The 14,032-nt window shown below is 62.6% G+C and carries 15 protein-coding genes; 11 read left to right on the top strand and 4 right to left on the bottom strand.

Annotated elements, in window-relative coordinates; all coding sequences use genetic code 11:
• Nucleotides 1-13 precede the first annotated feature (13 nt).
• The 3 genes from CW354_RS07020 (at nt 14) to CW354_RS07010 (ending at nt 3,886) form a co-directional block, all read left to right on the top strand.
• On the top strand, nt 14-577 hold the full coding sequence (locus tag CW354_RS07020; RefSeq protein ID WP_104829317.1) for a hypothetical protein: 564 nt from the start codon (nt 14-16) through the stop codon (nt 575-577).
• Nucleotides 578-737: 160 nt separating this feature from the next.
• On the top strand, nt 738-1,769 hold the full coding sequence (locus tag CW354_RS07015; protein WP_104829316.1) for an aldo/keto reductase: 1,032 nt from the start codon (nt 738-740) through the stop codon (nt 1,767-1,769).
• A gap of 98 nt (nt 1,770-1,867) precedes the next feature.
• Nucleotides 1,868-3,886, top strand: a complete 2,019-nt coding sequence (locus CW354_RS07010; RefSeq protein ID WP_207764706.1) for a pyrroloquinoline quinone-dependent dehydrogenase — start codon at nt 1,868-1,870, stop codon at nt 3,884-3,886.
• A 275-nt stretch (nt 3,887-4,161) separates the two neighbouring features.
• Here CW354_RS07010 and CW354_RS07005 read toward each other — a convergent pair whose 3' ends face one another.
• Nucleotides 4,162-5,055 carry a LysR family transcriptional regulator gene (locus tag CW354_RS07005; protein WP_104829315.1) on the bottom strand — a complete coding sequence of 298 codons (894 nt, stop codon included), beginning with the start codon at nt 5,053-5,055 and terminating at the stop codon, nt 4,162-4,164.
• Nucleotides 5,056-5,144: 89 nt separating this feature from the next.
• On the opposite strand from CW354_RS07005, the gene CW354_RS07000 reads away from it, so the two are divergent.
• The gene (locus CW354_RS07000) at nt 5,145-5,717 is read left to right on the top strand and encodes an NAD(P)H-dependent oxidoreductase (protein WP_104830031.1); all 573 of its coding nucleotides are present in this window, start codon (nt 5,145-5,147) and stop codon (nt 5,715-5,717) included.
• Here CW354_RS07000 and CW354_RS06995 read toward each other — a convergent pair.
• Nucleotides 5,683-6,126 carry an ABA4-like family protein gene (locus tag CW354_RS06995; protein WP_104829314.1) on the bottom strand — a complete coding sequence of 148 codons (444 nt, stop codon included), beginning with the start codon at nt 6,124-6,126 and terminating at the stop codon, nt 5,683-5,685. The two genes, CW354_RS07000 and CW354_RS06995, sit on opposite strands and share 35 nt — an antisense overlap.
• A gap of 167 nt (nt 6,127-6,293) precedes the next feature.
• Between CW354_RS06995 and CW354_RS06990 the strand changes: the two genes are divergently transcribed.
• From CW354_RS06990 to CW354_RS06975, 4 genes are all read left to right on the top strand, one after another.
• Nucleotides 6,294-7,433 (top strand): fatty acid desaturase, encoded by a 1,140-nt coding sequence (locus CW354_RS06990; protein WP_165793565.1) that lies wholly within the window; start codon nt 6,294-6,296, stop codon nt 7,431-7,433.
• Between the two features lie 116 nt (nt 7,434-7,549).
• Nucleotides 7,550-8,617 (top strand): fatty acid desaturase, encoded by a 1,068-nt coding sequence (locus CW354_RS06985; RefSeq protein WP_104829312.1) that lies wholly within the window; start codon nt 7,550-7,552, stop codon nt 8,615-8,617.
• A gap of 65 nt (nt 8,618-8,682) precedes the next feature.
• A complete protein-coding gene (locus CW354_RS06980) occupies nt 8,683-9,999 on the top strand; it encodes an amidohydrolase (RefSeq protein ID WP_104829311.1) in 1,317 nt (438 codons plus the stop codon).
• A 137-nt stretch (nt 10,000-10,136) separates the two neighbouring features.
• Nucleotides 10,137-10,541 carry a hypothetical protein gene (locus CW354_RS06975; protein ID WP_104829310.1) on the top strand — a complete coding sequence of 135 codons (405 nt, stop codon included), beginning with the start codon at nt 10,137-10,139 and terminating at the stop codon, nt 10,539-10,541.
• 85 nt (nt 10,542-10,626) lie between these two features.
• Here the strand turns inward: CW354_RS06975 and CW354_RS06970 are convergent, their stop codons facing one another.
• Together CW354_RS06970 and CW354_RS06965 are read right to left on the bottom strand one after the other, a co-directional pair.
• Nucleotides 10,627-11,211, bottom strand: a complete 585-nt coding sequence (locus CW354_RS06970; protein ID WP_104829309.1) for a hypothetical protein — start codon at nt 11,209-11,211, stop codon at nt 10,627-10,629.
• Between the two features lie 107 nt (nt 11,212-11,318).
• Complete coding sequence (locus CW354_RS06965; RefSeq protein ID WP_104829308.1) at nt 11,319-11,582, bottom strand: DUF7218 family protein; 264 nt, start codon at nt 11,580-11,582, stop codon at nt 11,319-11,321.
• 142 nt (nt 11,583-11,724) lie between these two features.
• Between CW354_RS06965 and CW354_RS06960 the strand changes: the two genes are divergently transcribed.
• From CW354_RS06960 to ppa, 3 genes are read left to right on the top strand one after another with little or no spacing between them, the layout of a single operon-like run.
• Nucleotides 11,725-12,948: an argininosuccinate synthase gene (locus CW354_RS06960; protein WP_104829307.1), complete on the top strand. Its 1,224-nt coding sequence runs from the start codon at nt 11,725-11,727 to the stop codon at nt 12,946-12,948.
• 10 nt (nt 12,949-12,958) lie between these two features.
• Nucleotides 12,959-13,384, top strand: a complete 426-nt coding sequence (locus CW354_RS06955; protein ID WP_165793564.1) for a thiol-disulfide oxidoreductase DCC family protein — start codon at nt 12,959-12,961, stop codon at nt 13,382-13,384.
• Between the two features lie 5 nt (nt 13,385-13,389).
• Nucleotides 13,390-13,926, top strand: coding sequence for an inorganic diphosphatase (ppa, locus tag CW354_RS06950; RefSeq protein WP_104829305.1), 537 nt, complete (start codon nt 13,390-13,392; stop codon nt 13,924-13,926).
• Nucleotides 13,927-14,032 lie beyond the last annotated feature (106 nt).

The raw sequence follows: 14,032 nt of genomic DNA, 5'->3' as shown, positions 1-14,032 counted from the left end.
CTCGGGGCCCGGCATGATCGGAATCAACAGCGCGAATATCGCTTCGGCCTTGATCGGCCAGTCGCGCGCCGCTTTCGCGCCGGCCGCGAGCGGCCGGCCCGGCGCTCCCGCCGGCGCGCCCGCGGTGATCGTCGATGTTTCCGGCAATGCGAAGCCCGAGCCGGAAGGCTATGAGCTCTTCAAGATCAAACAGGCCAAGTCCCTCACCGACAAACAGATCGAAGTCGCCATGGATCTTGTCGAAACCGGCGCGTCGTTCGAAGAGGCGCTGGCGAAGGTCGACGTGGCGGGGATCGTGTCGGGCGCCCATAAATTAAACGGCCTCCTGAAGGCGGAATCGGCCCTTGCCGACGAGGTCGAAAAGGCCAATCAGGAAGACGCGAAGAAAGAAACGGCCGCCCTCGAGCGCGGCGAGAAGGAAGCGGCAAAAGACATCCTCGATGACGCCGTCGACGCCGCGGACGAGGCCGAGGAGACGAAGAAGGCCGACGACACGGTCGATCTCGACAAGATCGCTGAAGAGGCCGACGCCGACGCCGAAGAGGCGCGCGCCGAGGCCGCCGCGGCAGACGCCTGATCGCCTCCCGATAGGACCGCGCATGCAGCGCAAATGAGCACGGATTTTTGCGCAGCATGGCTGCAGCAAAATATAAGCAAGCGCGGCCCCATCGTTATTATCGATTTGAATGCGCGCCGGCCGGGCTCCATATGAGGCTTGCGTTTTCAGGAGGTTTTCCATGTCAGATCGCGATGCCCCCCTGCCGACCCGTCCTCTCGGCCGCACCGGCATGAACGTCACCCGCGTCGGTTTCGGCGCCTGGGCCATCGGCGGCGGCGACTGGATCGCCGGCTGGGGCGCGCAGGACGATAAGGACTCGCTCGCGGCGATCCGGCGCGCGGCCGAGCGCGGCGTCAACTGGATCGACACCGCCCCCGTCTACGGCCTCGGTCATTCCGAAGAAATCGTCGGCAAGGCGCTGGCCGAGCTTCCCGCCGAGATGCGCCCTTATGTTTTCACGAAATGCGGATTGGTCTGGGACGAAAACGACCGAAAAGCGCCGCCGCAGATGGCCGGCAAACCCGACAGCATCCGCCGCGAGGTCGAGGCGTCGCTCGCGCGTCTCGGGGTGGAGCGCATCGACCTTTGCCAGATGCACTGGCCGCCGAAAGACGGAACCCCGCTCGAGGACTATTGGGGCGCGCTCCTTGAGCTCAAAAACGAAGGCAAAATCCGCGCGGCGGGCCTTTCCAACCACAGCGCCGAGCAATTGGAGGCGGCGGAAAAGATCGGCCATGTGGACACGCTGCAGCCGCCTTTCTCGGCGATCCGGCGCGGCGCGGCGGAAAAAGAACTGCCCTGGTGCGCCGATCACGAAACCGGCGTCATCGTCTACAGCCCCATGCAGTCGGGGCTCCTGACCGGTCATTTCAGCAAAGAGCGGGCGAAAGCCCTGCCGGAAAACGACTGGCGTTCGCGCAATCCGGAGTTTTCCGGCGACGCGCTCGAGCGCAATCTTGCGTTCGCCGAAAGCTTGAAGCCCATCGCGAAACGCCGCGATGCGACGGTCGCGGCGGTCGCCGTCGGCTGGACGCTGGCCTGGCCCGGCGTCACCGGCGCCATTGTCGGCGCCCGCGGGCCGAAACAGATCGACGGCTGGATCGATGCGGCGACGCTCGAGCTTGACGCCGAAGATCTCGCGGAGATCGCCCAGGCGCTTGAAAAAACCGGCGCCGGGTCGGGGCCGTTGTCGCCAATGGCGCTTTCCTGACAGGCGCCGGGACCCAAGCGCTGCGAACCGGCCTCGCCGTGACGGGCCGAAGCTGGTAGCCTCATCCGACGGGGGCCGGACTTTCAGGAAACACGTCTGTGAGGCGCGTCGTCAAAATCATTGCGGGGGTGTTTGCGGCGGCGCTGGTTGCGCTCGTCGCGGCCATCCTCGGCGGGTCGATGATCTGGCGCCTTGGCGGCGATCACAGTCTCGACATTGACGGCGTCGCCGCTGCGTCCAATCCGGCGCCGGAGACGCAAGGCTGGGCCTATTACGGCGCCGACGCCGGCGGCTCGCGCTACGCCGCGGCAAGCGCCATCACGCCAGACAATGTCGGGGAGCTTGAAATCGCCTGGCGCTATTCCACCGGCGATCTCCTTTCGAAGCCGGAAGCGATCAAACGCAGCGCCGGGGAAACGACGCCGATCCTGGTCGAGGACAGTCTCGTCTTCTGCACGCCCTTCAACGACATCATCGCCGTCGATCCCGGCACGGGGAAACAGCGCTGGCGCTTTGACGCCAAGGCGGATCTCAAACAGCATCCGGGCAATCAGTATGTCTGCCGCGGCGTCGCCTATTGGAAAGACGCGGGCGCGCAAGGCCCTTGCGCGGCGCGGATATTCGGCGCGACCAACGATTACCGGCTGAATGCGGTGGATGCGAAGACGGGCGAACCCTGCGCGAGCTTCGGCGCCGGCGGAACGGTTCATATCGATCCCGGCATGAGCCTCGTCTGGCCGGGCGAATTCCAGATCACCTCGGCGCCGACCGTCGCCGGCGACGTCGTCGTCGTCGGCTCTTCCATCGGCGACAATTCACGCGTCGCGGCGCCGAGAGGAACCGTGCGCGCTTATGATGTGCGCACCGGCGCTCTGCGCTGGACCTTCGATCCGATCCCCCGCGCGGCCGGCGCCGTCAACGCCGGCGACTGGCAAGGCGCGCAACCGCCGGTCGAAGGCCACGCCAACGCCTGGGCGCCGATGTCATACGACGCGGCGCGCAATCTTCTCTTTGTGCCGACATCAAGTCCGTCCCCTGATTTTTTCGGCGGGCTTCGCCCCGGCGACAATCGCTACGCCGACTCCGTCGTCGCCCTCGACGCTTCGACCGGCGAGGTCGTCTGGTCTTTCCAGACCGTGCATCACGATGTCTGGGACTACGATCTGCCTTCGCAGCCGGGGCTCTACACGGTTTGGCGGGACGGCGAGCGCCATGACGTCGTCGCGCAGACGACGAAGACGGGCTTCGTCTTCGTGCTCGACCGCGACACCGGCGAACCGTTCCTGCCGGTCGAGGAGCGTCCCGTGCCGCAAGACGGCGCCGTTCCCGGCGAAGTCCTGTCGCCGACCCAGCCCTTTCCGGTCGCGCCGCCGCCGCTGGTGCCGAACACGGTCGATGCGAAAGACGCGTTCGGGCTCACCTGGTTCGACAAGCGGGCCTGCGCGAAGGCGATCCGCGCGTTGCGCCATGAGGGCCTGTTCACCCCGCCGTCGCTTGAGGGAACCCTGTTCCTGCCGTTCACCGGCGGCGGCGGAAACTGGGGCTCGGCCGCTTATGACCAGCGCCGCAACCTTCTCGTCGTCAACATGTCGAACCTCGCTCATCTGGTTCAGCTCATTCCGGCGGACAAGGTCGAGGCGACGCGCGAGACCCTGCATGATGCGGAGATCTCGCCGCAAACCGGCGCGCCCTACGGCATGCGCCGCGAGATATTGCTGTCGCCGCTCGATCTTCCCTGCACGCCGCCGCCCTGGGGCGTCCTCGCCGCAGTGGATCTCGCGAAAGGCGAGATTGTCTGGCGCAAGACTCTGGGGACGGTCGAAGATCTGTCCGGCGGCCTCGTCAAAGCGAAAATCGGCACACCGACCCTCGGCGGACCGATGGTCACGGCGGGCGGGCTCGTCTTTATCGGCGGCACGCTCGATTATTATCTGCGCGCTTTCGACATTGCGACCGGCGAGGAACTATGGCGGAGCCGGCTTCCCGCCGCCGGCGTTGCGACTCCCATGTCCTACTCCTGGCGGGGGCGCCAATATGTGGCGATCTTCGCCGGCGGCTATTCCGGCGTCGATGCGCCGCCGGGGGACGAACTGATCGCTTTTGCCTTGCCGAACTGAGCCTTGAGTTCAGAAAATCGAAAAAATTGATACATTAAATCAATATTATATGATTGATCTATAAATAAGAGCTCGCCATTTTGGGGCTCGAAAAAGCGCGTTGAAAGGCCGTTCTCGTCTGCCCGCTTTCGGCGGAGTTTGCTCTCCTTTTGCCTCCGCCGATGACTTGTCCGCCGCCTTGTTTTTCTCTGTCCGCTCTCCCCCGACTGGCCGGCGTGAACGAGGCGACGGGCGCTTTCCGGATTGGCTGGGCGGCCTACAGCGGGTTAGCAGCTTTATTGCAAAAGTTTCCGGATCAAAGCGCCAACATGCTGTGTCGCTAGGTCCTGATCGCGGCGGGCGTGCCAGGCAAGATGCAGCGCGAAACCGTCGACGGGGATGGGCGGATCGAAGACGGCAAACTCGTTTCGCTGTTCAAAGGGAACTGCGCGGCTTGGCAGCATCCCGATAAGATCCGTTTTCAGAACAATGTCCGCCGCCAGCGTGAAGCTTGGAACCGACGCGCCGATATGGCGCTCAAGCTTGCGGCGCGCCAGCGCCTCGTCGAGCGCGCCATGCATCCGGCCTTCGGCGGAAATGACGAGATGCGGAAAAGCTAGCCAGCGCGCAAGACTGAAATCTCCTGCAGCCGGATGCTCCCGCCGCATGGCGACGACATAATGTTCGCGCAGCAATTCCTCCCGACGCAGATGTTTGCCGGGCTCGGGGATCGCCGAGACGGCGAGATCGCTTGTTCCGGCTTCGAGCGCGTCGAGCGCCGCCCCTGCGCTTCGCCAGGGATGGATGGCGAGGCTTAAATTGGGCGCGGTTTCAGCAAGGCGGGCGTAAAGCGCGCCGGCGATTATGGCGGCGGGAAGGTCAGCCATGATGAGGCGAACGGTCTGGTCGAGCGTGGTAAGGTCCGTTTCCGGCTGCGTCAGCACGGCGGAGAGCCCGGCAAGCGCGTCTTTTAAAGGCGCGCGCAAGCTTTCAGCTTTCGGGGTTAGCGCCATGCCGCCTTTGCGCCTTTCGAGCAGCGGATCGGCGAAGATGTGCCGACACCGCTCCAACGCATTCGAAGCTGCGGGCTGGGAAAGCCCGATCCGCGCTGCTGCGCGGGAGACATGCGCCTCCTCCAGAAGTGCGTCGAGCACTACGAGCAAGTTGAGATCGATGGACCTTAAATTCATAATATCAATAATAGGATATATTCTATATCCATTGGAAGAATATACTTCGACACGCCAGCTTGGCCCGCAAAGAAAGCGGAGCCCTTGCCATGCCTGAAACCCTGATCCTGCTCTTTCACCCTGACCTGTCGCGCTCCCGCGCCAACGCCGCGCTTGCGCAAGCCGCCGCAAAACTCGACAGCGTTTCAGTTATCGACATGTATGGCGTCTATCCTGACGGGAGGATCGATTCGGATGCGGAAACAGCCAGAATCCTGGGGGCTGACCGACTCGTCTTCCAGTTTCCGGTGCAATGGTACTCGACCCCGCCGCTTCTGAAGGCGTGGCAGGACGCCGTGCTCACCCGGATGTTCTATATCCGCTATGAAGAAGAGGGGGCGAAGCTCGAAGGCATGCCGATGCTGGTCGCCGCGACCGCCGGGAACACGCCGAAGGCTTATACCGCGCGCGGCGCCAATCTTTTTCCGCTTGCAAAATTGCTGCGCCCGTTGGAGGCGACCGCCCATCGCTGCGGGCTGCCTTATGCGAAGCCGTTCCTCCTTTATGAAGCGGATAAGTTCGACGACGCGGCGCTTGACCGCGCCGGCCGCAACTATGTGAAAAAACTGGCGCAATGGCGCCGCCGGATCACTCGGTCAGCGAGATCTTTTTGCGCAGCATAAGCCGCAGCAAAATATAAGCGAGAAGGCCGAGAGGGCCGACCATGAAGGCTCCGATGAGGCAGGGGGCGACCGCGAGATGCGGCAGCTTCTCCCGGATCGCGTCGCGTCCGATCCACGCCCCCACGAAAAGATCGAAGACGAGATAATGGGTCCAGCCGATGATGACGCCGTTGGGATGGGCGAAAATCGCCTGGACGCCTTCAATGCTGGTGAAATCGACGCCGCCGCTCGATTGTCCGAAGGCGAAGGCGGCGATCATGCCGGCGGCGTAAACCGACCCCAGCAAAACCGGGTAAAGCAGGGAATGAACGATCGCGGCCGTCAGCTTCGATTTCGGTAGAAAAACGAGCAACGCCCAGCCAGGCAGAACGGCCGCGTTGACCAGCGAAAAAGCCGTATTCCAGTCCATCGTCGCCTCCCTGGTTAAAGCCCCGATTTCAGGGCGTTTCTCCCGGCGCGTCCAGCGGCTTCCTCACAAGGATGCGGGGACGGTTTCTTTTTGCGCGAAAAACTGGTTAGTGGGCGGCTAATTCAATGGGAAGAACCCCGCCGGCCATTTTCACGAAACCGGCGCAAATGACGAGTATTCTGCGTTACATGTCTCAAACTCTGCCTGCCGCCGTCTCCCGGAACATCGCAAAATTTCAGGAGGCCGCCGAACATGCGGCCGAAAATTTCTCCCACGGCGCCGCCGCCGCGCGCCAGGAGATGCTGCGCCGGATCGTAAAGCATTGCGCCGAGTTCCAGACCGTCGATCTCGGCCGCTCTCTCGGCCAGACGGCGCTGTCGCTGGCGCTTTATGTCGGCGCCGCCGCGCTGATGATCCTTGCGGTGAAAATCGGCTACTGGCCGCTCGCCCTTGTCATGGCGCCGGTGACGGGCCTGTTCCTCGTCAAGCTTTTCACCATCCAGCACGATTGCGGCCATGGCAGCTATTTCAAAAACCGCCGCGCCAACAATCTCCTCGGCTTCATCATCAGCCTGCTGACATTCACGCCCTACGCTTTCTGGCGCGACGCCCATAACCGCCATCATGCGAGCTCCGGCGATCTCGACAGGCGCGGCGTCGGCGGGGTCGACACCCTGACCGTGCCGGAATATCGCGCGCTCACCCCGGCGAAGCGGATCATGTACCGCGTCTACCGCCATCCGTTGATCATGATCGTCATCGGCGCGCCGCTCTATTTCATCGTCCTGCAACGCCTGCCGCTCGCCGGCCCGATGCCTTTCGCAGAAACCTATCAGGGCATGAAAGCGCGTCATGTCTGGAAGTCGGTCGCCGCGCTCAACATCGCGCTTGTCGTCCTTTACGGCGGGCTTTCCTTGTGGCTCGGCCTGGGGACCGTGGCGCTGGTGTTTTTGCCGGTCGTCACCATTGCGGCATGGGCCGGCTCGTGGCTGTTTTTCGTGCAGCATCAATATGAAGACACATACTGGGCGCAAAAACCGGAATGGAATTACGCCGAAGCGGCGGTTTTCGGCTCCTCTCATTACAAGCTGCCCCAGCCCCTGCGCTGGGTCACCGGCAATATCGGTCTCCACCACATCCACCATCTCGCCAGCCGCATCCCGAATTACCGGCTGATGGAATGCTACCGGGCGAGCGAAGACCTTCTGTCCCTGCCGGTGATGACCATCCGCGAATCGATCCGTTGCGCGCGGCTGGCGCTGTGGTGCCCGGCGCGCCGCAAAATGGTCAGTTTTTCAGCAGCCTGACGGATTGTATGCGGCGTCCCATGCCGGGCGAATGATCCCGGCTGTTTCGCCTGCGAGAGGGTTTTTCGCGCCGCCCCGCTGTGGTTGAATGCTGCACGGAAAAGGCGGAGCCGTCGGTGGAAACAAGCCTCGACACCAGGAAGGCGCTGCTTTCGAGCATGCGCGAGGATACGGTCGACCGGCCGGCGTCGACCATCGCTATTTCCGTTGCGCTCTTTGCAGTTTATTTCGCGCTGCTGGTTTTGATGATGCGGGTCGAAAATCTCGCCTTCAAGGCGTTCTGTTCGGTCTGGCTGTCGCTTTATGTGGGCAATCTCATGGTCTGCGCCCATGACGCCGCGCACAACGCCCTGTCGCGCGACAAGCGGCTCAATCGCGTGTTTGGAACGATCGCGATGCTGCCTTCGCTGCAGCCCTTTTCGATCTGGGTGCGCCAGCACAATTTCGTGCATCACCGCTATGTGGCGCAGCTCGGCGTCGACGACACTTACGCCCCCCTGACGCCGGAACAATATCGCGCCCGCGCGCCCCTGGGGCGGGCCTATTACCGTTTTCTGCGCTCTCTCGTCGGCCAGCATTTCTGGTATTTCCTTGAAGTCACCCTGCCGTACATGCTGTTTCCGTTCCTCTACCGGCGCTTTTCCATGAAGCGCGAGCATGTTCTCGATCTGCTTCTCGTCTATGTCTGGGCGGGGTTGATCCTGTGGTTTTGCGCCTCGCTTTCCATGGGCGCCCATCCTGACAAAAGCGCCGTCTGGCACTGGACGACGGCGGGCGTTTTCGGGATCGTCCTGCCGACATTCTTTTTCTCCGTCATCATGACGTTCCTGTCGGTGTTTCAGCACACCGGGCCGGATTCGAAATGGATCCTGCCGGACGGCAAGCCGTCGAGCTTCGAGCACACGATGAACAGCACGATCCATCTCGTGCTGCCGGAATGGCTCGATTTTGTCTTTATACGGATCATGCAGCATCAGGCGCATCACCTGAACGTGCATGTCGATCTGCATTCGATCAAAGCGGCGCAGGCGAAAGTCGCCGCGGCCCATGACGGCTGGCTGACCCGGACCTGGACCCCGGCTTATCATCTGGAGGTGGTGCGCCGCTGCAAGCTCTACGATCCCGAAAAAGAGCGCTGGCTCACCTTCGAGGAGGCCGAGACGCAAGAGCGCGCCGCGCCTTAAGTCCTGACATTGCCTGCGGATTGGTGTTAACTGGCGTCCGGGAAATCTTCACGGGAGCCGTTTTCATGAATTGTCGTCTGTCTGCGGGCGCCGCCGCGCTCGCTGTTTTCGCCCTTATTGCGCCGGCCGCCGCGCAGTCTTCGCTGAAAGAAGACATCGCCGCGGATTATGACGCCAATCTCGAAGAGCTGTTTTTGTGGTTCCACCAGAACCCGGAACTCTCTCACCGCGAATTCAAGACGGCGGCGCGCCTCGCCGAAGAAATCAGGATGCTCGGCTATGACGTGACCGAAGGCGTCGGCGGGACCGGCGTCGTCGCGGTGATGGAGAACGGCGACGGTCCCACGGTGATGATCCGCGCCGACATGGACGGCCTGCCGGTCAAGGAAGACAACGGCCTTGCCTATATGTCGACGGCGACCCAGGAAGACATCGACGGCGTCGTCAAACCGGTTATGCACGCCTGCGGCCACGACACCCACATCACCAGCCTCGTCGGAACGGCGCGGCAGATGGCGGCGCATAAAGACCTCTGGTCGGGCACGCTCGTGCTCATCGGCCAGCCGGCGGAGGAGCGCATTTCCGGGGCCCGCGACATGCTCGAGGACGGGCTCTACAAGCGCTTCCCGAAACCCGATTACGCCATCGCTTTCCACGTCGCCTCGGACGTGCCGACAGGCCGCATCGAGGCGCCGCTCGACATCGTCGCTTCGAGCTCCGACAGCGTCGACATCATCGTTCACGGCGTCGGCGCACACGGTGCCTCGCCCCATAAAGGCGTCGATCCGGTGCTGGTCGCCTCGCAAATCGTCGTCTCGCTGCAGTCCGTCGTCTCGCGCACGATCGCGCCGCTTGACGCCGGGGTGATCACCGTCGGCTCGATCCATGGCGGGACCAAGCACAACATCATCGGCGACGAGGTGCATCTGCAACTGACCGTCAGGTCCGACGATCCGGACGTGCGCACGCAATTGCTCGACGGCATCGATAGGGTGGCGAAGGGCGTCGCCGTCTCCCTCGGCGTGCCGAAAGACCTGATGCCCGAGGTGATCCGGTCGCCGACGGAAACGACGCCGCCGACCATCAACGATACGGCCTCGGCGGAAATCGTGCGCGCCGCCATCAATGAAAAGATCGGCGAAGACGTGCTCTTCGAGCAGCCGCGCGCCGGTATGGGGGCGGAGGATTTCGCTTATTTCGTGACGCCCGAAAGCGGCGTCAAAGGCGTTTACATTGCGGTCGGCGGCACCCCGGCGAAGGAGGTGGAGGACGCGCCCTCGCACCATTCGCCGTTCTTTAAGATCGAGCCCGAACCGGCGATCACCCTGGGGACGGAAGCGATGACGGTCTCCGCCATCGCGCTCTTCAACGAGAGCGAGTGATCCGCGCCGCAATTCGGCCCTGAAAACACCCTGAAACGACCTTTGCCGCCGGCGACGGGTTTTCCCGCCGCCGGCGTTTTATTTTCCGTGAGACGAACGGGCTCGGGGCTCTTGTCTCAAGTGATGGAGCAAACGTCATGTTGAAGAAAGCAGCCTTGGGCCTTTTCGGGGCGGGAATTGTCTTGATGAGCGCGCCCGCTTTTGCGGGGGAGTGGAAGCTCAATCCACGCGCCTGTCCGGACCTTGTCGAGGACCGCTATGATCGGCGCGAAGACCGCCGCGACGCGCGCGTTGATACCGGCCGGCGGGACCGCATGGAGGACCGCTTCGACCGGCGCGAGAACCGCCGCGACCGGGCGGTGACGATCTGTCCGGCCCGCGCCTTTTATTACCAGCCCTCGCGCCGCGAGCTGCGCCATCAAGGGCGCGGCCGTCATCATGGCTGGCGCAATGCGAACGCCCGTCCGCCGCTGAAATGGGACCGGCGCATGCGCATGTCTTACCGTTATGTCGGCAGACGGAAGATTTACGTTCGCGGCTAGGCGAGCGTATGGCGGGGAAGGAATGGCGGGCTTTTAGCCCGCCGTTTCTAATAAAAACGACCGCAACGCCGCTACGTCGAAAGCCTCAAAAACGCCGCCACCAGTTCTTGTGCGCGCTGCATTCCTTGTCGGCTTGCCTTGCTTTGAGGGCCGCGAGATCGGCTTCTGCGGCCTTGATCGCTTCCGGCAGCCCCTCGGTTTCATAACGGTCCCATTTTCTGCCGGGGACGGAGAATTCCATCAGGAGCGGCGTAGCGCGCAGATAGTCGATCACCTCCGGCGGCACATTGGCCTGCGTGACTGAGTAGCTTGCGTTTACGGGGACGGTGAATGTCGTTCGGTTCGGCAGGCGCATAACGAATTTGCCGCCTCTGTTATGGTGCCGGATGAGAAGGCTCGGAACAGGGCTGTCGCTTGTATCGAGCGAGACGCTAAGGCCGAAATACGCGCTGAAATCGCGCGATGTTTCCCATTTGCTGATGAGGAGCTCTCCGGATGAGTCGGGAGCCAGCCCGGCCGTCACTGTCCATCCGGCGACATCGCGATTGCTCTCGCAAGGCGGCTTCAGTCCCGGCAGGTTTTGCGCCCCGGCCTGGCCGCCTGCTATCATGGCGAGGCCCATCGCGCTCGCGGCGGCGATAAGCCGCCGGCGGTTCATTGTCATGCTCATCCCCGCCCCCGTTATCAGCCTCTGGAACGATGGCGCCGAGGGAGAGGGCAGGCAACCCCGCTATGTAGTAGCGCCCTCGGGACGGCGTTTTCACACCGTTTTCGGGGCTAGTGATTGCGCAGGGCACTGATCAATTCGTCCTTGTCCATTTTCGAGCGGCCTTCGACGCCGATTTCTTCGGCGCGCTCGTAAAGTTCGTCCTTGGTCCAGTCCTCGTAAGGCGGCTCCTCGCCGCCTTTCTTTGAGGGGTGCTGCGAGGAATTCGCCTGCGCATTGGCGATGCGCGCCGCCTTTTCCTTGCTCGCGCCCTGGTCGCGCAGCTCCTGATAGGTTTCGTCGTCCTTGATCGAGGGGCCGTGGTTCTTGGTCATCGCTCACACCCTTTCTTTCGCGCCGGGAGCCGCCTGTTTTCGGAACACGCAATCCGGCGCCCCGTTCCTTTTCCGGTCCTTTGGCGCTGGCGCTTTCGTCTCCGCCGCGCTATAGCCGCAGCGCAGCAAAAACGAGCGCGAAATGACTTCGAAGAGTGACGTCAAGAAAGTGGTGCTGGCCTATTCCGGCGGCCTCGACACCTCGGTGATCCTGAAATGGCTGCAGGTGGAATATGATTGCGAAGTCGTGACATTTACTGCCGATCTCGGCCAGGGCGAGGAGCTGGAGCCCGCCCGCCGCAAGGCCGAACGCGCCGGCGTCAAAGAGATTTACATCGAGGATCTGCGCGAGGAATTCGTCAGCGATTTCGTCTTCCCGATGTTCCGGGCGAACGCTGTCTATGAAGGGCTTTATCTCCTCGGCACCTCGATCGCGCGGCCCCTGATCGCCAAGCGGCTTGTGGAAATCGCCGACAAGACCGGCGCCGACGCCATCGCCCACGGCGCCACCGGCAAGGGCAACGACCAGGTCCGGTTCGAGTTGAACGCCTATGCGCTGAACCCCGACATAAGGGTGATCGCGCCGTGGCGGGACTGGGATCTGAACTCGCGCGAAAAGCTCATCGATTTCGCCGAAAAACATCAGATTGAAATCCCGAAGGACAAGCGCGGCGAGGCGCCGTTCTCGGTGGACGCGAATCTGTTGCACACCTCGTCCGAAGGCAAGGTGCTCGAAGATCCGGCCGAGCCCGCGCCGTCTTATGTTTTTCAGCGCACGGTCGATCCCGAAAGCGCGCCCGACGAGCCGGAGATCATCGAAATCGGCTTCGACCGCGGCGATGCGATTTCGATCAACGGCAAGCCCTTGTCGCCGGCGAGCCTCCTGACGAAGCTTAATGAATACGGCCACAAGCATGGCGTCGGCCGGCTCGATCTCGTGGAAAACCGGTTCGTCGGCATGAAGTCGCGCGGCATTTACGAAACGCCCGGCGGCACGATCCTCCTCGCCGCGCATCGCGGCATCGAGCAGATCACCCTCGACCGCGGCGCCATGCATCTGAAAGACGAGCTGATGCCGCGCTATGCGGAGCTGATTTACAACGGCTTCTGGTATTCGCCCGAACGCGAAATGCTGCAGGCGGCGATCGACAAGAGCCAGGAGCATGTCGCCGGCACGGTGAAGGTGAAGCTCTATAAAGGCTCGGCCAATGTGGTCGGCCGCGCCTCGGAGAAGACGATCTATTCCCTCGCCCACGTCACCTTCGAGGAAGACGCGGTCTACGACCAGAAAGACGCTGAAGGCTTCATAAAACTGAATGCGTTGCGCCTTAAGCTCCTGGCCCGGCGCAATAAGAACGCGGAGTAAGCGATCCGGTTTGGCTGACGACTGCATCTATCTTTTCGACGGCCATTGCGTCTTGTGTTCGCGCGGCGTGCGCTACGTTTTGAAATATGAACGATCCCCTGAGTTACGTTTTGTGGCGATCCAGTCGGAAGAAGGGCGCCGCCTCGCGGAAGCGAACGGCGTCGACCCGGAGCGGCCGCACACCTTCCTCTATGTGGAAAACGGCGCCGCGCTTCAGCGCTCGGACGCGGTCTTCGCCCTGGCGCGAAAGATCGGCGGTCCGGTGCGGCGCTTTTTGTTTTTGCGGCGCCTGCCGCGCCCGGTGCGCGATTTTTTCTACGACCGCATCGCGCGTAACCGGTACGCTCTGTTCGGGCGGATGAAGGAATGTTATCTCCCGGCGCCCGAAACCAGAGCCCGTTTCACCCTTCCTGAAATCCCTCAAAGGCAAGCCTGAGTTTTATGGACCTCTCCAAGATCAAACCCGGCGTCAATCCGCCGAAAGACATCAATGTCGTCATCGAAGTGCCGCTCGGCGGCGAGCCGATCAAATACGAGATCGACAAACCGTCCGGCGCCATGTTCGTCGACCGCTTTCTCTATACGTCGACGCGCTACCCCTGCAATTACGGCTTCGTGCCGCAAACGCTCGCCGATGACGGCGATCCGGTGGATGTCATGGTGGTGGGCAACCGGCCGCTGGTGCCGGGCGCGGTGGTTGGCGCCCGGCCCGTGGGCGTCCTCTTGATGGAGGACGAGGCGGGCATGGACGAAAAGATCCTCGCCGTGCCGAGCCCGCGCCTCACCGGCTATTACGACAAGATCGAAACCTATGAAGACCTCCCCGAGATTCTCATCGAGCGGATCCGTCATTTCTTCGAGCATTATAAAGATCTCGAACCGGACAAATGGGTGAAAATCGTCGGCTGGCGCGGGCGCGAAGAGGCCGAAAAGCTGATCATGGAAGGCCTCAAGACCGAAGCCGCCCGGACCTCTTAAAGCCGGCCTCCGGTCATTAACTCTTTTTTAACCCGGCCCTTTGGGGTAGGATTCCATGCGTCCGGTGCGGACGCTCGCCCGCCTGAAGAGGTCCCGGGCGAGGGGC

Origin of the sequence: Hyphococcus luteus, assembly GCF_002943565.1 — a bacterium.
In the GTDB taxonomy this organism is placed as follows: Bacteria; Pseudomonadota; Alphaproteobacteria; order Caulobacterales; family Parvularculaceae; genus Hyphococcus; species Hyphococcus luteus.
The sequence above is the reverse complement of the archived record's forward strand: the minus strand, read 5'-3'. Positions and strand labels throughout refer to the sequence as shown.